Origin of the sequence: Intrasporangium sp. (assembly GCF_035280925.1) — a bacterium.
Lineage (GTDB): Bacteria > Actinomycetota > Actinomycetes > Actinomycetales > Dermatophilaceae > Intrasporangium.
The window spans coordinates 13228-28906 of record NZ_DATEEY010000063.1; the positions used below are offsets into that span (position 1 = coordinate 13228).

17 protein-coding genes are annotated in these 15679 nt (G+C 69.2%); 6 read left to right on the forward strand and 11 right to left on the reverse strand.

Features of this window, described 5'->3' with window-relative positions:
• Positions 1-238 precede the first annotated feature (238 nt).
• From VJN29_RS06560 to VJN29_RS06580, 5 genes are all read right to left on the reverse strand, one after another.
• A complete protein-coding gene (locus VJN29_RS06560) occupies positions 239-493 on the reverse strand; it encodes an acyl-CoA-binding protein (RefSeq protein WP_324142811.1) in 255 nt (84 codons plus the stop codon).
• 101 nt (positions 494-594) lie between these two features.
• Positions 595-1248, reverse strand: coding sequence for an ATP-dependent Clp protease proteolytic subunit (locus tag VJN29_RS06565; RefSeq protein ID WP_324142830.1), 654 nt, complete (start codon positions 1246-1248; stop codon positions 595-597).
• Between the two features lie 8 nt (positions 1249-1256).
• The gene (locus tag VJN29_RS06570; protein WP_324142813.1) at positions 1257-1904 is read right to left on the reverse strand and encodes an ATP-dependent Clp protease proteolytic subunit; all 648 of its coding nucleotides are present in this window, start codon (positions 1902-1904) and stop codon (positions 1257-1259) included.
• Positions 1905-2212: 308 nt separating this feature from the next.
• Positions 2213-2455: a hypothetical protein gene (locus tag VJN29_RS06575; RefSeq protein ID WP_324142815.1), complete on the reverse strand. Its 243-nt coding sequence runs from the start codon at positions 2453-2455 to the stop codon at positions 2213-2215.
• Positions 2456-2488: 33 nt separating this feature from the next.
• On the reverse strand, positions 2489-3313 hold the full coding sequence (locus VJN29_RS06580) for an IclR family transcriptional regulator (RefSeq protein ID WP_324142817.1): 825 nt from the start codon (positions 3311-3313) through the stop codon (positions 2489-2491).
• 74 nt (positions 3314-3387) lie between these two features.
• Between VJN29_RS06580 and VJN29_RS06585 the strand changes: the two genes are divergently transcribed.
• The 6 genes from VJN29_RS06585 to VJN29_RS06610 all read left to right on the forward strand — a co-directional run bounded on the left by VJN29_RS06585 (position 3388) and on the right by VJN29_RS06610 (position 8860).
• Positions 3388-4578, forward strand: coding sequence for a cupin domain-containing protein (locus VJN29_RS06585; RefSeq protein WP_324142818.1), 1191 nt, complete (start codon positions 3388-3390; stop codon positions 4576-4578).
• Entirely contained in the window at positions 4575-5426 is an 852-nt protein-coding gene (locus VJN29_RS06590) for a fumarylacetoacetate hydrolase family protein (protein WP_324142819.1), read from the forward strand. Before VJN29_RS06585 ends, VJN29_RS06590 begins: the two co-directional genes overlap by 4 nt.
• The gene (locus tag VJN29_RS06595; protein ID WP_324142820.1) at positions 5426-6148 is read left to right on the forward strand and encodes a maleylpyruvate isomerase family mycothiol-dependent enzyme; all 723 of its coding nucleotides are present in this window, start codon (positions 5426-5428) and stop codon (positions 6146-6148) included. Before VJN29_RS06590 ends, VJN29_RS06595 begins: the two co-directional genes overlap by 1 nt.
• A gap of 28 nt (positions 6149-6176) precedes the next feature.
• A complete protein-coding gene (locus tag VJN29_RS06600; RefSeq protein ID WP_324142821.1) occupies positions 6177-7451 on the forward strand; it encodes an FAD-dependent oxidoreductase in 1275 nt (424 codons plus the stop codon).
• Positions 7452-7595: 144 nt separating this feature from the next.
• Positions 7596-8225 (forward strand): hypothetical protein, encoded by a 630-nt coding sequence (locus tag VJN29_RS06605; RefSeq protein ID WP_324142822.1) that lies wholly within the window; start codon positions 7596-7598, stop codon positions 8223-8225.
• A gap of 50 nt (positions 8226-8275) precedes the next feature.
• Positions 8276-8860 carry a TetR/AcrR family transcriptional regulator gene (locus VJN29_RS06610; protein ID WP_324142823.1) on the forward strand — a complete coding sequence of 195 codons (585 nt, stop codon included), beginning with the start codon at positions 8276-8278 and terminating at the stop codon, positions 8858-8860.
• A gap of 63 nt (positions 8861-8923) precedes the next feature.
• Here the strand turns inward: VJN29_RS06610 and VJN29_RS06615 are convergent, their stop codons facing one another.
• From VJN29_RS06615 to VJN29_RS06640, 6 genes are all read right to left on the reverse strand, one after another.
• Positions 8924-10654: a CocE/NonD family hydrolase gene (locus VJN29_RS06615; protein ID WP_324142824.1), complete on the reverse strand. Its 1731-nt coding sequence runs from the start codon at positions 10652-10654 to the stop codon at positions 8924-8926.
• Positions 10647-11621 carry an MBL fold metallo-hydrolase gene (locus VJN29_RS06620; protein ID WP_324142825.1) on the reverse strand — a complete coding sequence of 325 codons (975 nt, stop codon included), beginning with the start codon at positions 11619-11621 and terminating at the stop codon, positions 10647-10649. The genes VJN29_RS06615 and VJN29_RS06620 overlap by 8 nt, the downstream gene beginning before the upstream one ends.
• Positions 11618-12544, reverse strand: coding sequence for an alpha/beta hydrolase (locus tag VJN29_RS06625; protein WP_324142826.1), 927 nt, complete (start codon positions 12542-12544; stop codon positions 11618-11620). Before VJN29_RS06625 ends, VJN29_RS06620 begins: the two co-directional genes overlap by 4 nt.
• Before the next feature lie 4 nt (positions 12545-12548).
• Positions 12549-13667 carry an NAD(P)/FAD-dependent oxidoreductase gene (locus VJN29_RS06630; RefSeq protein WP_324142827.1) on the reverse strand — a complete coding sequence of 373 codons (1119 nt, stop codon included), beginning with the start codon at positions 13665-13667 and terminating at the stop codon, positions 12549-12551.
• An 81-nt stretch (positions 13668-13748) separates the two neighbouring features.
• Positions 13749-14699, reverse strand: coding sequence for a phosphotriesterase (locus VJN29_RS06635; RefSeq protein ID WP_324142828.1), 951 nt, complete (start codon positions 14697-14699; stop codon positions 13749-13751).
• A gap of 5 nt (positions 14700-14704) precedes the next feature.
• Positions 14705-15679, reverse strand: a 975-nt coding sequence (locus VJN29_RS06640) for a phosphotriesterase (RefSeq protein ID WP_324142829.1), incomplete at its 5' end; no start/stop codon positions are given.

A 15679-nucleotide genomic window follows, 5' to 3' on the forward strand; every position in this document is an offset into this window, starting at 1 on the left:
CCTATTAGACGACGGAGCGACCCACCCTCGCGCGTGCAACCCGCCTTTGTCCGCTGTCGGCTGACAAACCACGCACGTGTCACTCCTGCACGTGTCAGGACCCATCAGCCCGTATGCCGCTGAGCCACTGCCGCACGCACGCTCGCTTCCCGACGTTGACCGCGCCGACCACGAGCAGCACGATCCCCGGGCGCAGCGCACCGCTCGGCATGAGACCGGCGCGGTGCGGCGGGCTGGATCAGGGGGCGGTGAGGTCCTGGACGATCGCGATGTACTGGCTCTCGGCGTCCTCGGCGGGCGTCCCCGACAGCTTGGCCCACGCGTCGTACTTGGCCCGCCCGACGAAGTCGGTGAAGCCGGGACGCTTGCCCGACACGTCGCCCTCGGTCACCTGCTTGTAGAGCGCGTACAGCTTCAGCTTGACGTCGTTGCCGGGGTCCTCGGTCAGCTCCTTGACCGATGCCACGGCCGACTCGAACTCAGTGCTCGCCATGCACCCCAACCTAGCCGTATGCCGCCCAGCCCCAGCGCAAGGTCACCTTCCATGCGGCACCGGGCTGAGCGGCATACGGACTCGTGCTCGTGGACTGAGGCTCACACCTCGAGCGAGGCCTTGCGCGAGGCGAGCACCTCGTCGATGAGGCCGTACTGCCGGGCGTCCTCCGCGGAGAGGATCTTGTCGCGCTCGATGTCCTCACGGACTGTCTCGGACGTGCGGCCGGTGTGCTTGGCCAGGGTGTCCTCGAGCCACGTGCGCATGCGCAGCACCTCGTTGGCCTGGATCTCGATGTCGGACGCCTGGCCGTAGTCGCCGCCCTGCAACGCGGGCTGGTGGATCAGGATCCGGGAGTTCGGCAGCGCGAACCGCTTGCCCTCCGCACCCGCGCCGAGGAGCACCGCCGCCGCCGACGCCGCCTGCCCGATGCAGAAGGTCTGGATGTCCGGCCGGACGAACTGCATCGTGTCGTAGATGGCGGTCATCGCCGTGAACGAGCCACCGGGGCTGTTGATGTACATGAGGATGTCGCGGTCCGGGTCGAGAGACTCCAGCACCAGCAGCTGCGCGATGATGTCGTCGGCCGACGCGTCGTCGACCTGGACGCCGAGGAAGATGATGCGGTCCTCGAAGAGCTTGTTGTAGGGGTCCGACCGCTTCATGCCGTAGGAGGTGCGCTCCTCGAACTGCGGCAGGATGTAGCGGCTCTGGGGGGCCGGGACGGCCAGGCGGTTCGTCGGGTTGATCATCATCGGGTCTCTCACTTCTCGCTCGTGCCGTCGGTCTTCGCGTCCGCCTGGCCGATGCTCTCGCCCTCGGTGGCCTGGCCGGAGCTGGTGAACACGTGGTCGACGAAGCCGTACTCCTTGGCCTCCTCGGCGCTGAACCAGCGGTCGCGGTCGGAGTCCTTGGTGATCTGCTCGATCGTCTGGCCGGTGTGCTCGGCGATGAGCCGGGCCATCTGGTTCTTGATGTAGAGCATCTGCTCGGCCTGGATCTTGATGTCCGTCGCCGTGCCACCGATGCCGCCCGACGGCTGGTGCATCATGACGCGGGCGTGCGGGGTGGCGTAGCGCTTGCCCTGCGTCCCGGCGGAGAGCAGGAACTGGCCCATCGAGGCGGCCATGCCCATCGCGACGGTGGCGACGTCGTTGGGGATCCAGTTCATCGTGTCGTAGATGGCCATGCCGGCCGAGATCGAGCCACCGGGGCTGTTGATGTAGAGCCAGATGTCCTTGTCCGGGTCCTCCGCCGAGAGCAGCAGCAGCTGCGCGCAGATGGCGTTCGCGTTCTCGTCGCGCACGTCCGAGCCGAGGAAGATGATCCGTTCCTTGAGCAGGCGGTTGTAGATGTGGTCGTCGAGACCGCCCAGGCCGTTGCTGCCGTTGGCGGAGATGTCCGAAGTCACCCAAGTCTCCATCGTCGAAGTTGTACCTGGCCGGCCGGAGTATGCCCGGTCGGCTGGCTCGTCACTGACCCTAACGCCCGCGGGTGGGGTGCGATTTCCCGGACCACGCCGTGTTCGCCCTGAGCGCACAAACGGCCCGTCAGGACCGTCAGACCCATGCCGTACGCCGCTGAGCCGGCTTCCGTCGGGACGTGACGGCGCGCGGGGGCCGGGTCGCGCGGGCAGGGGTCCGGGTCGTCGTGCGCACGACAGCGGGCCGGCTCCCGGGGGCTGCGTGTGCCCGGGAACCGGCCCTGATCGGGACGTCGTCAGCTGACCGAGGAGTCCTCCTCGCCGTGGGTCTGCACGCCCGCGATGTCACCTGCGTCATCGAGCGACTCCTCGAGGGCGGGCTTCCCGCCGGTGCTGCCGTCGGCGTCGCCCCGCCGGAGGTCCCCCTCGTCGGGCTCGTGGGGCACGTCGTTGGCGGAGGGGTCACCACCGGCCGTGGTCGGCTCCTTGGTGGGGTCGGCGGTCGGTGGGTCGGTGGGTGTGTGGTCGAACTCGGTCACGGCGTCCTCCTCCGGTCCGGGGTACTCGTGCTCTTACCCATCCATCGCCGGCTGTCGCGCGGCTTCCGGAGCGGGGGCGTCCGCGAGCCGCATCGCCGCGACCTCCCGCGCGAGCGCTTCCCGCACGTCGGCCACGGTGACCCGCAGCTCACGCAACCAGCTCTGCAGCTCGGTGGGGTCGTAGCGAAGGGTCGGCATCGCGATGGTGACCGCGCTCGGCGTCACCCCCGGCACCTCGACCGGGACCCCGACGGCCGAGACGCCGGCCTCGCTGCGGTTGCGCTGCACCGCAGCACCGATCCGGCGGACCCGGGCCAGCTCGCGCTGCAGCTCGACCACGTCGGGACGCTGCTCCGGGCGGCCGGACCAGCGCGCGTCCGAGTAGAGATCGGCGACGACGTCATCGGACAGCTGGGAGAGCAGCACGAGGCCGCCGGAGGTCAGGTGGGCCAGGAACGTCATGCCCTCACGGCTGCCGACCCGCAGCGGCTTGGTGCTCTCCCACGAGGCGATGAAGTGCACGAACGCGCCGACGAGCACCACCATGTTGACCGACTCCCCGGTCCGGCGCGCCAGCCCCTCGAGGTGCGGCGCGGCCACCTCGCGAAGCAGGCCGGTGCCCAGTCCCCGGTGAGCCTCGAGCGCGAAGGCCGGGCCGGGACGGTAGCGCCGGGACGAGTCGCGGACGGCGAAGTCGCGGTAGACCAGCATCGCGAGGAGCCGATGTGCCGTCGACGGGGCGACGCCGAGCCGGCTCGCTGCCTCCGTCACGGTGAGGGAGCCCTCGGTCCGCAGCACCGTCGCGAGCACCAGGGCGTTGTCCACGCTGGCGAGCGGATAGGGCGGCTTCTTCCTCATAGCAGAACATCCTAGTCGCCTATGTGGAAAGACTGGTTTCCTGCTCGGACGGCACCATGACAAGGAGAGAGCCCATGACGGACGAGCTGGTGAACTCGGTGAACCCGGTGAACTCGGTGAACTCGGACAGCGCGCGCCCGGTGTCGCCGGTCCGGATCACGGCGAGCGACGCCCCCGACCAGCCCATCCCGAGCCCCGAGCTCGACGTGCTCTACCGCGGTTTCGAGAAGGAGCTGCTGGTGCCGCTGTGGACCGAGATCGGTGACCTCATGCCTGCGCATCCCCAGTCGAAGGCAACCGCGCACCTGTGGCGATGGGACACCCTGCTCGACCTCGCCGACCAGGCCGGACACCTCGTTCCCGTCGGCCGCGGCGGTGAGCGGCGCGCCATCGCGCTCGCGAACCCCTCCCTCGAGGGGAAGCCCTACGCCACCCCGACGCTGTGGGCGGCGATCCAGTACCTCATGCCGGGCGAGGACGCCCCGGAGCACCGGCACACCCAGAACGCCTTCCGCTTCGTCGTCGAGGGTGAGGGAGTGTGGACGGTCGTCGGCGAGGACCCGATCCCGATGACGCGGGGGGACTTCCTGCCGCAGGCGGGCTGGAACTGGCACGCCCACCACAACGGGGCAAGCACGCCGATGGCCTGGATCGACGGCCTTGACATCCCTTTCCAGTACGTCACGGAGAGTCAGTTCTTCGAGTTCGGCCGCGATGAGATCAGCGAGGCCGAGCACGCCACACCCGAGCGCTCCAGGTCAGAGCGGCTCTGGGGCCACCCTGGAATGCGCCCGGTGTCGATGCTGGACGAGAGCCTGGGCAGCCCGCTGCTGCGCTACCCGTGGGCCGCCACCGACGCCGCGCTCACCGACCAGCTGGAGCTGGAGGCCGAGGGCTTCGCCGGCACCCTCGAGCCGGGCCACGCGGCCATCCGCTTCACCAACCCGACGAACGCCAAGGACGTGCTGCCCACGATCCGCACCGAGTTCCACCGCATCGTCAGCGGCACCGAGACCGCACCGGTGCGCGAGGTCGGCTCCTCGGTCTACCAGGTGTTCGACGGCACCGGACGCGTGACCGTCGGCGAGCACTCCTGGAGCGTGCAGCGCGGCGACCTGTTCGTCGTGCCGTCGTGGCAGCCGCTGTCGGTCAGGTCCGAGGCCAGCGCCTCCGACTCGGACTCCGGCGCGCTCGACCTCTTCCGTTTCTCGGACACCCCGATCTTCGAGAAGCTCAACCTCTACCGGATGGAGACCACCCGATGAAGCTGGCCACCCTGCGCACCGCCGACGGCACTCGTGCGGCCCGGATCGACGAGGCGGCCGGACAGGCGGTGCTGCTCGAGGCCCCCGACGTCGGAGCGCTGTTGTCAGCCGGCGACCTCACGGCGCGCGCATCCGCCGCGGGCGAGACCGTGGCGTTGGAGGAGGTCGAGTACGCCCCCCTCGTCCCCCAGCCCGGCAAGATCCTCTGCATCGGCCTGAACTACCGCAACCACATCCTCGAGATGGGCCGCGACCTGCCGGAGTACCCGACCGTCTTCGCCAAGTTCGCCGACACCCTGATCGGCGCCAGCGACGACATCCGCCGCCCGGTGGAGACGGAGGAGCTCGACTGGGAGTGCGAGCTCGCCATCGTCATCGGCAGCACCGTCCGGCGCGCCGACGAGACGACCGCCGCGGCCGCGATCGCTGGGTTCGCCGTCCTCAACGACATCACCTGCCGGGACTGGCAGTTCCGCACTCGCGAGTGGCTGCAGGGCAAGAACTGGGAGGCCACGACGCCGCTCGGCCCCTGGCTCGTCACCCCCGACGAGGTCGGAGGGTCGCGTCCGGCTCTGGCGATCCGCACCCTCGTCGACGGCGAGGTCAGGCAGGAGGACAACACGGGCGACCTCCTGTTCGACCCGGTCGCGCTCGTCGCCTACCTCTCGACGATGATCACCCTGCGCCCCGGCGACATCATCGCCAGCGGCACGCCGGGCGGAGTCGGCCACGCCCGCAAGCCCGCCGTCTACCTCCAGCCGGGCCAGCGGGTCGGCACCGAGATCGACGGCCTCGGCCGGTGCGACAACCTCGTGGTCGCCGACGGCGCGTCGGAGGCGGCCGCCTGATGGCGCCGTCGCTGGACCGCTCGCGGATCTGGATGGAGGAGGGCACGGTCATCTTCGACGCCGCCCTCGCGGCGGCCGACGACGAGCTGCTCAACGACGCCACCGAGCTGGACGGCTGGACGGGACGGCACCTGCTCGCCCATGTCGCGGCCAACGCGGACGCGCTGCGCAACCTCGCGACCTGGGCGCGCACCGGCACCGAGACGCCGATGTACGCCTCTCCCGGGCAACGCGACCGAGACATCGAGGCCGGCTCGACCCGACCGGTTGGTGACCTGCGCGACTGGTACGCCGCGTCGGCCGCGGCCCTGCGGGCCGACCTGGACGCCCTGTCACCCGAGCAGTGGTCTCACCCGGTGCGCACCGCCCAGGGTCGGACCGTGGCTGCCACCGAGGTGCCATGGCTGCGCGCCCGAGAGGTCATGGTCCACGCCGTCGACCTCGGCAGCGGGACCACGTTCGCCGACCTGCCCGAGGGGTTCCTCCGCGACCTGCTCGACGACATCACAGTCAAGCGGTCGGGCACGGCCGACCACCCGCCGCTCATGGTCCGCGAGGCGGACGGCCCCGGGACGTGGCCCGTCGCACAACCGGGTCCAGACGCGCCGCAGGTGAGCGGTGCGCTCGCCCAGCTCGCGGCCTATCTGGCCGGACGCAGCGACGGCTCGGCTCTCGCGACCGCGGACGGCGCACCGTCACCCACCCTCCCCCGCTGGCTGTGAGCCGGCGACGCACGAACAGGAACACCCCATGACACATCGAGACAAGGACGTCATCGTCGTCGGCGGCGGTATCGGTGGACTGGCCGCAGCCCTGCGCCTCACCCAGCTCGGCCTCACCGTTCGGGTGCTGGAGCAGGCGGCGGAGTTCGGTGAGGTCGGCGCCGGCCTGCAGATCGCCCCGAACTGCACGCGCATCCTCGACCAGCTCGGCCTCCTCGACGAGGTGATCAGCCTCGGCGTGCTGCCCGACCACATGGTCATGAAGGACGCCCTGGACGGCAGGGAGCTGACCCGCCTGGACCTGCGCGACCTCCACGACCGGTACGGATACCCGTACATGGTCATCCACCGCAGCGACCTCCACGGCACGCTGTTGCGCGCCTGCCAGCGGTCCGGTGTCGACCTCGTCACCAGCACGACGGTGACCGCATACGAGAACGTCGAGGACGGCGCTGCCGTCATCACCGAGGGTGGCCGCCAGGAGGCGCGCCTCGTCGTGGCCGCCGACGGAATCCGTTCGGTGGCCCGCCCGATGCTCCGTGACGACGCTCCGGTGAGCTCCACCTACGTCGCCTACCGGGGTGCCGTGCCGATCGAGGCCGTGGCCGAGCTGAACGTGATGACCGACGCCGTCGTCGTCTACATCGGCCCCGGCTGCCACTTCGTGCAGTACCCACTGCGCCAGGGCGAGATGTTCAACCAGGTCGCCGTCTTCCAGTCGCCCAAGGCCGTCGCGGGCGAGGAGGACTGGGGCACTCCGGACGAGCTGGACGCTGCCTTCGAGGGCATGCACGAGAACATTCAGGCGGGGTTGCCGCTCATGTGGCGCGACCGCTGGTGGCGGATGTTCGACCGCGAGCCGCTGCCGGACTGGGTCGCCGGCCGCGTCATCCTCCTGGGCGACTCGGCACACGCCCCGCTCCAGTACATCGCCCAGGGCGCGATCATGGCGATCGAGGACGCCTGGGTGCTCGGCTCCCACGCGGAGAAGGAGCTCCGGGCGGGTGCCACGGGCGCGACCATCGGCTGGGACCCGGTCCTACGCGCCTACAGCGACGTCCGCACGAGGCACACGGCTCGCGTGCTCGAGACCAGCCGCAAATGGGGCGAGCTCTGGCACCTCGACGGCGAGAAGCGGAAGATCCGCAACGAGATCCTCCGCGAGCGCAGCACGCTGGACTATGGCTTCGTGGACTGGCTCTACGGCCCGACGGCGCTGACGCCCGAGGAGCTGCCCCCGATGTTCAGCCCCGTTCCGGTGACCCGAGAGTCGGTCAACAGGTTGGCCGCCACCCACGGGTGACCGACCACCGACGCCGTCCGGCAGCGGCCCTCGATCGTGCGGTCGGGGGCCACTCCTTCTGCTCAGGCCACCCGAAAGCTCTCGTGACTGGGGTAGCGCCCAGGTTGCATTGTGCGGGGGCGCAGAGAAGAGGACCCTGAGCCGGTGGATTCAACGATCGATCCCCGGCTCGTCCAGGCTCTACAGAGGCAGCAGATTCGCAGGAGGGCGCTGCTGGATTCGGGCGCCGCGCATGTCGGGTGGAAGATCGGAGACGGTCGCCGAGAGCGCATTGGCGGCCAGGTGGTCATCGGCTATCTCACTTCAGATTCGCTCCACCCGGACGGCGGCGTCATCGAGGACGCGATGGAGGAGCCCAGGGCCGAGGTCGAGGTCGCCGTGGAGCTAGGGGCACCCATCAAGCGGAGCGATCGCGACAGGTCTATCTGGTCGGCCATCGCGGGCTTCCGAACTGCCTTGGAGATCTGCGACATCGCCCGACCGAGAGGCGAGGACGCAGCACTCATCGTCGAGGAGAACGTGTTCCACAACGGCCTGGCGCTGGGGCCCGCAGAGCCTGCCACCCCTTGTGGTGCGGCCAGCATCTACGTCAACGGCGGCTTGATCGACGCCGCGCCGATCGAACGAGACTTCGTCGGTCTCCTTCGCTGGACCGCCGTGCTCCTTCACAGTCTCGATCTCGAACTGGTACCAGGTGACGTCATCATCACCGGCGGCCTGGTGCACGTGCCGGTCACTCACGGCGAACTGGGATCACGTCAGTGGCCGCGATGATGATTCACTGAACACCTAGGACATTATTTGTACACGCTGAGATTGGCGTCATGGCGACGTTGCGCGAGGTCCAGAAACGGATGACCCACGAGCTCCTGCTGGACAGCGGGCTGGAAGTGCTCGAACGCAAGGGGTATCCCGCGACCACCATCGACGACATCGCCACGGCCGCCGGCACGACGCGCACGACGTTCTACCTGCACTTCTCCTCCAAGGCGGAGCTGGTCAGCGAGCTGCTGAAGCGGGCCGACGAGATCCTCACGTCGGTGGATGACCCCTCGCTGACCGAGGTCGTCCGATCCGGCGACGCAAGGCTGATCGGAACCTGGTTGGACTCGAAGCTCGACCAGTGGGACACCATCAAGCCCTACCTCACGGTGAGCTACCAGGCGTCCGACGAGCCGGACGTCGCACGGCAGACCGAGCAGTGGTACGAGGACGTGGTCAGGCAGATGACTGATGGCCTGACCCAGGCCGGACGCTTCGAGCCCGTCAACCGGCGGATCCGCTGCGTGCTCGCCTTCGGCCAGTTCGAGTACTTGGCGCGGCGCTACTTCGCCGTCGGCTGGCTCACGGACCGGCGCATCTGCCTGGCCGAGCTGACCGCCTCCTGGTGTCACCTGCTCACGGAGTGACGACCGAGTGGGCATCAACTGCACACTCCACCGGCACGTCCGCCCGCGGTTGGACGGCCGCTGTCACTCCCCCTTGCCTGCTCGCGTCGTGTACGGCAGCACGAGCCGGGACGGGTGGGCGGCGTCACGGTAGATCTTGTGGGTGACGGGCCGGCCTACCGGCAGGTGGAAGGCGTCGGGCGGCAGCAGCGCGTTGTGCTCGTCGGCCATGGGCTCGCAGTTGGACAGCTCCACGACCAGGCGGTGCCCCTTCTTGAACACGTTCGCGAACGGGTAGAGGCGGAGCACGTACTCCTCGACCTTGCCCGGTTCGACCGGCTCGGTGCGGGTGTGCGGGTGGTACGGGTTGCCCTCGGTGGTGCGCACGTCGAGCTCGCGGTGCGACGCCTTGAGGTAGCCGGTGGTGATCAGCTGGCGCTTACCGTTCGGGGCGGCGTCCCAGAGACGGAGGATGAAGTTGGTGTCCTCCTGGTCGATCTCCGCGAAGAGGTGGGCCGCGCCCGTGCCGATCATCTCGGTGTCCTCGTCGAACGGCGTGGTGCCCCAGGTGAGCAGCTGCACCTGGTCGGTCACCGTGAGTGGCGCCTGGTAGAACCCGTCTGGTGCAACGAACTCGGCCCCCAACGGTTCCGGCTCGGCTGACAGCTGGTGGCGCGGCCGCAGGTAGAACGGCCGGTAATCCACCGGCCTCGGCGGCCACTGCTGCGCGGTCACGCTCTCGCGCGAGCCCTCCACGAAGACCGTCACCGGCGGCTCGTCCATCACGCCGTTGTCGATGCCCTTGAGCCAGTACTCGTACCAGCGGAACATCTTGTCGTGCTCCTCGATGAACGGGCGCGACTGCATGGGCGGGTAGGGGCCGATGTCGAGCTTCTTGGGACCCTTGAGGGTGTTGTAGAGCTCGATCGTGCCGTCCAGGGTCCACCCGCGGCCGTGGTCGAGCTGCAGCCACACCGGGATCTCGATGTTGGCGGCGAGCGTGACCGGGTTGCGCTCCTCGTACCACTCCCCGTCGAGCTCGTTCATGACGATGTCGAACCAGGCCTCGTGGTTGTTCGGATAGTGCAACACGTGCACCAGGTTCGGCCAGGCGGCGATGTCCGGATCCTGGAGGCGCGCCGCGACCCGCTCCCTGATCTCCTCCGAGGAGTAGGTCTCGAGCATCCGCGACTTGACCCGGTCGGTGAACGCCCAACCAGAGTCTCCGCCGCGACCCTCCCGGGCCGCACGCGGCATGAGCCACATGATGCCGCCGTGGTAGGTCGTCTCGTAGAAGTCGTAGTGACCTCCGGAGACGAAGATCGCCTTCAGGCTCGGAGGACGCTCCGCCGCGGCCAGCACCTGCATCGAGCCGAAGTAGGAGATGCCGACCATGCCGACGTTCCCGTCGCACCAGGGCTGCGCGGCGACCCACTCGATGAAGTCGTAGGCGTCCTGGCCGAGCGGCACGCCTCCGGCGTTGTAGTTGCCGATGTGCTCGCCGCCGGAGCCCCCGGAGCCCCGCAGGTCTCCGATGACGTGCGCGTAGTCCTCCGCGACGACCCGGGCGATGTCACCGGCCTCGATGCAGCCGTCCCACATCGGGCTGGGACGGCGCTGCGGTGGCGTGGTCAGGGCGAGGGCCTGCAGCTCCTTGCCGTACGGGCTCAGCGCCACGAGCGCCGGGCGCGGCCTGTCCTCGACACCCTCGTAGGCGTCGGCGGCGAGCTCGACGCCGTCCCGCATGGGGACCCGGAGGTCCTTCCGGATGCGGATGGTCCGTCCGCCCGCGTCCCACGTCCGGAGGTCAGCCATCGCCTGTCCGCTCCTTGTCCTGTCCCAAGAGGGTCCGCGTGAACTGTGTGAGGTAGCCGTGCATCGTCGTGAAGAACGGCGCCGGCTCCAGCGTTGGATCGCCCTCGTAGCCGAGCTCCTTGGCCACCCACGCGAATGGTGAGTAGGCAGACTCGGTGACCCGGACGCCCTGCTGCAGGTACCGCTGGGCGGCGGCGCTGATCCGTGCCTCGATGTCCAGGCTCTCCTGGAGCGCCAGCTGCGCCAGCTCGCCGTCGAGCTCCACACCGTAGGGAACCCCGTCGGCGGTGCGGTACGGATGCCCGAGATAGAGGTGTTGCGGACGGATCTCGTCGCGCAGGTACTCCAGGCTCGTGCGGTAGGGCACCGGGTCCACGTACCCGGGGAACCCGTTGGCCGCTCCGTGTACCTGGACGGCATCACCGACGAAGACGGAGCGCTGCCCGTCGATGACATAGGCGACCGAGCCGGGCGTGTGGCCGGGGATGGAGTGGACGGAGACCGTCACGTCATCACCGAGGGACAGGGTCTCGCCGCCCTTGACGAGCACAGAGGGTTCCATCTCGCCTGAGATGACGGCGTCACCCGCGGCCGTCACCTGCGCCTCGCCCTGCGGGTCATCCACGAATCCGCCCCGGCCGGCGAGGTACTCCTCGACGTGGGCACGCCGCGACCGCAGCATCGTCGCGTCGGCCTCGTGGATGACGACCTCGGCCTTCCGGCCGGTCAGCTCCCACAGGGCGTGGGCACCGCCGATGTGGTCGATGTGGCCGTGGGTGAGCAGGATCCAGCGCACGTCCTCGATCCGGCGCCCAAGGGCGTCCAGCGCCGGAGCCATCCCCTCGGCCGGGGACGAGGCGATGCCAGTGTCGACGATGGCCGGTTCGGGAGCATCGATGAAGAAGGTGTACAGCCCGAATCGGCCCCACGGGGAGACCAGGGGATGGACGGCGACGTCGTGCGTCATGGCTCTCTTCTCAGGAAGTCGGCGGTCTCGTCGAAGGCGCGGTGGAACTCCGGGATCCAGGAGAAGTTCGAGACGAACCCGTGGTTGGCACCTGCGTAGCGGCTGACCGTCGCTTCCACCCCGTCCTCCCTGAGTCTCTCGGCGTAGCGCTCGCCCTCGTCACGCAGCGGGTCGTACTCCGCCGTGATGACCAGGGCGCGCGGCAAGCCGGAGAGGTGCTCGCGCTTGATCGGCGACACGAGCGGATCGGCCGGGTCCGCCCCGCTGTCGAGGTAGAAGGCGTTGAAGGGCTTCAGCAACGCCGTCTCGAGGCCGTACCCCTCGGCGTTCTCCCGCAAGGACGGATAGCGGTCGACGTCGAAGTCCTGGTCCAGCGAGGGGTAGAACATCACCTGGTGGGTGATGCGCTCGAACCCCTCGTCGTGGGCCATGGCAGCCACGGCAGCGACGAACGTGCCTCCCGAGCTGTCGCCGGCGATGGCCAGGGTCCGCCCGTCCCACTGCAGGCTCTCGCCGTTCTCCGCCGCCCAGCGGACCGCCTCGTAGCAGTCCTCCAGACCGGCCGGATAGGCGGCCTCCGGCGCCAGGCGGTAGCCGACGGAGACGACCTTGAGACCGGTCGCCTTCGCCAGCGACCGCGCGAGGTGGTCGTGCGTGTCCAGGCTCCCCAGCATGAACGCGCCGCCGTGGAAGTACACCATCAGGCCGTATGCCGCTGAGTCCCTTGGCGTGTACACCCGGACGGGCACGTCCCCCACTGGGGTGGATGCGGTCAGGTTCTCGACTGCGTGCAGGGGCAGGCGCTCCTCGACGGGAGGGACCTGCGCCTCCTCGGCCGCTCGCATGGCGGTCGGGTCGAGTGGCTCACCAGCAGGCGCGGGCAGGGAGGCCAGGACCTTCGCGATCTCCGGGTGCAGCGGCACGGCGTCAGGCCTGGGGCTGCTGGGACACGGGCTTCTGCCCGGGGAAGACCTCGTCGACCTCGTCCTCGCGCCACCCCTGGCGTGAGATGCGCTGCAGCTCGTCCGTGACCGGCTTGCGCGCTTGCTGGTACTGGGCCAGCGCCTCCTTGACGGAGTCGGCCTGGGCCAGGGCGTCGGCGAGGCCGCCGGCGTCCAGGATCGCGGAGTTCGCTCCCTGGCCCTGGTGGTGCAGCATCGAGTGGGCCGCGTCGCCGACGAGGGCGACGGAGTCCGAGTGCCACGTGTCGACCGGGTCGATGTCGTAGACCGCCCGGACGTTGACGGCGTCCAGGTCGAGGTCACGGGTGATGTTGACGATCCGCTCGTCGAAGCCCTCCACCTCAGCGAGCAGCTCGTCCTTCGTGACCTTCGGCGTCCAGGTGCTGTCCGGGCACAGGCTGGTGACGTCGAACGACACCTGGTTGCGGTGGCGCAGCGGCAGGAAGTAGACCTTCGTGCCGTGCCCGATGTACATCCGCAGGTTGTCGTCGACGGCCATCCCATGGGCGTCCGCGACGTCGATCACCACGCGGTAGGCGCGCTCACCCGAGAACACCGGTTCCTTGTCGCTGAAGAGCTGCTGGCGCACCACGGACCTGATGCCGTCCGCCCCGACGACCAGGTCGGCTTCGACGGTGGCGCCGTTGGCGAAGGTGAGGACGGAGCGATCCCCCCCGTCCTCGACGGTCTCGAGCTTGTGACCGCAGTGCACCATGCCCTCCGGGAGCACACCGACCAAGGCGTCGATGAAGTCGCCGCGGTGGATCAGGTGGGTCTTCGCGCCGAAGGTGTCGATCTCCGGCCACGCCTCCTTCATGATCGGGTCACCGGTGGCGGTGAGGATCTCGAAGTAGTCGCTCGGGGAGCTGACCTTGGCGATGGCGTCGAAGATGCCCCACTCGCGGAACCGGCCCATCGTGGAGGGACGCAGACCGATGCCGGCGCCGACCTCCCGGATCTGGGTCGCCTGCTCGTACACGTTGACCTCGGCGCCGAGCAGGCTCAGGGCCTTGGCCGTGGCTGCGCCGGCATATCCGGCGCCGACGATCGCGACGGTCAGGTCCTTCAGGTCTGAGGTCTGCATGGTGGTGTCTCTCTCTGGGCTGGGCGCCTCTTTGCGCCGCGGGTGGGTCTGCGTCCTGAGCTCTGGGTGGATCAGGGTGGGTCAGTTCTGGATGGTGAGGAACTCAGCGGGGTTGTCGACGAAGAGCCGCGTGATCGTGGCCTCGTCGACGCCGGCCGTGCGCAGGTCGGGGATCAGGTCCTTGAAGATGTAGTTGACGGTGTGGCCCTTGACGCCCGGCCAGCCCAAGGGGCTGCAGTTGGCGTCGGCCGAGGCGAGCGCCTTGTCCAGGTGCTGGTCGATGAAGCGGAGGAAGTGGTCCAGCCGCTCCTTCCGCGGGCGCGCCCAGAACGGCGGGTCCTCGAGCTCGGTCTCGTAGCCGAAGGTGTCGAAGCCGACCCGACCTCCCTGCTCGGCGATCCACGTGTCGCGCGTCTTCTCCGCGTTCACGCCGTCGTCGGCGTGCCCGAACAGCACTCGGTCCAGCGGGAGTCCCTCCTCCCCGAAGATGGCGATCGCCGTCTCGGCGTCGATGGCCAGATGGGTCAGGACCGGCACGCCCGTGCTCAGGGCGGCGCGAGCGGCAGCCCGGTAGATGCGCTTGTCAAGGTCCGTCATGCGGCCGCCGCGGCTCACGCCGACCTTGATGACGCCGGCGCGGCTGCCGGTGTCCCCGATGCCGACGGTGATCTCGTGGATGAACTGCCGGGTCAGGTAGTCGACACTCGCCCGAGCGAAGAACGGCAGGGCGGTGTCGCCTCCGACGAAGCCGGTGCAGGCGACGATGTGAACCCCGGTCTTCGCCGACAACGACTTGTAGTGGTCGACGTCGCGGCCGTTGCAGATGCCGGTCGCGTCGACGAAGGTCCCGCCCCCGTACTCGTGGAAGGCCCGGAGCTTGGGCACGGTCTGCTCATACCGCTCCTCTGGGGTCTTCCACCATCTCGAGTCCAGCTCGGAACCGGGCATGCCGTACCCGATGTGCTCGTGGACGGCCACGAACCCCAGCTCCTCGGTCGGGATCGGTCCCAGGACGGTGTTCACTCTCGACACAACAGTCACCTTTGAGAAATCGTCAGCAGGGCGCGCGGGTTCTCCACCAGAATGCGCTGGACGTCCTCGTCGCTGACCCCCTGTGACCTGAGGACGGGGACGAACGTCGACAGGACATGGCCGAAGGGCAGGTCACGGGTGGGGTCGGCGTCAGGCTGGCCCTTGGCCACGCCGATCGCGTTGCTGGACAGGATGATCCGGTCTGCACGGCCAGCCGTGACCAGCTCGAGCACCAGCCCAGCGCGCTCGCGGTCGGTGACGTGGGCAGCATCCTCGAGACCCACGTGGTCGAGGGCCGCGAAGGCCCCTCGACGGGCGATCTCGAGTGGTGCGCCAGCGGCGACCGCGTCCTTGCGGTCGAGTCCGCCGACGATGACGCGCTCTGCCGGCAGGTTCTCGTCGAGGACGATCTCGAGGTCGTGCACCGCGTCCATCCCGTACCGGATGGAGATCGGGACGCCGGTCCTCAGGGCCGTTCGGGCAGCCCCGCGGAAGAGGCTCTCGTCGGTGGCCGTCATGCCCTCGCGACTCGCGGCAGTGGCCACGAGGCCCGCGGCGCCGCGGCGTTCGACGCGGGGAACCACCATGCCGTCGACGACCTCCTGGGTGAAGAGGTCGGCGAACTTCTCCGCCGGCCACGGCGTTGGCGGGTTGGTCTGTGGCGTCAGGAAGTATCCGCCGAGCATCTCCTCCGGACCCATGCCCGTCGACGCGATGATGTGCACGCCGGTGGAGCGCGAGAGCGCCTCGTACAGCGCCACGTCCCGGCCGTGGAACATGCCGGTGCTGTCCACGATCGTGGTCCCACCCTGGTCCCGGAAGTCCGTCAGCTTCCGCGCCAGCGTCTCGAAGATCTCCGCGCGATCCATCGTGACGTCGAACGCGTGCTCGGCTCCCGGGACCACCGACAGCAATGCCTCGTGCACCGCGACGACGCCCAGGTCACGAGCGGGGACCGGACCCAGGACAGTGTTGATGGT

Excerpts from the sequence above, each read along its gene's own strand:
- VJN29_RS06560 (WP_324142811.1), bottom strand. The coding sequence starts at position 493 with ATGGCGAGCACTGAGTTCGAGTCGGCCGTGGCATCGGTCAAGGAGCTG.
- VJN29_RS06565 (WP_324142830.1), bottom strand. The coding sequence starts at position 1,248 with ATGATGATCAACCCGACGAACCGCCTGGCCGTCCCGGCCCCCCAGAGC.
- VJN29_RS06580 (WP_324142817.1), bottom strand. The coding sequence starts at position 3,313 with ATGAGGAAGAAGCCGCCCTATCCGCTCGCCAGCGTGGACAACGCCCTG.
- VJN29_RS06585 (WP_324142818.1), top strand. The coding sequence starts at position 3,388 with ATGACGGACGAGCTGGTGAACTCGGTGAACCCGGTGAACTCGGTGAAC.
- VJN29_RS06590 (WP_324142819.1), top strand. The coding sequence starts at position 4,575 with ATGAAGCTGGCCACCCTGCGCACCGCCGACGGCACTCGTGCGGCCCGG.
- VJN29_RS06595 (WP_324142820.1), top strand. The coding sequence starts at position 5,426 with ATGGCGCCGTCGCTGGACCGCTCGCGGATCTGGATGGAGGAGGGCACG.
- VJN29_RS06600 (WP_324142821.1), top strand. The coding sequence starts at position 6,177 with ATGACACATCGAGACAAGGACGTCATCGTCGTCGGCGGCGGTATCGGT.
- VJN29_RS06610 (WP_324142823.1), top strand. The coding sequence starts at position 8,276 with ATGGCGACGTTGCGCGAGGTCCAGAAACGGATGACCCACGAGCTCCTG.
- VJN29_RS06615 (WP_324142824.1), bottom strand. The coding sequence starts at position 10,654 with ATGGCTGACCTCCGGACGTGGGACGCGGGCGGACGGACCATCCGCATC.
- VJN29_RS06620 (WP_324142825.1), bottom strand. The coding sequence starts at position 11,621 with ATGACGCACGACGTCGCCGTCCATCCCCTGGTCTCCCCGTGGGGCCGA.
- VJN29_RS06630 (WP_324142827.1), bottom strand. The coding sequence starts at position 13,667 with ATGCAGACCTCAGACCTGAAGGACCTGACCGTCGCGATCGTCGGCGCC.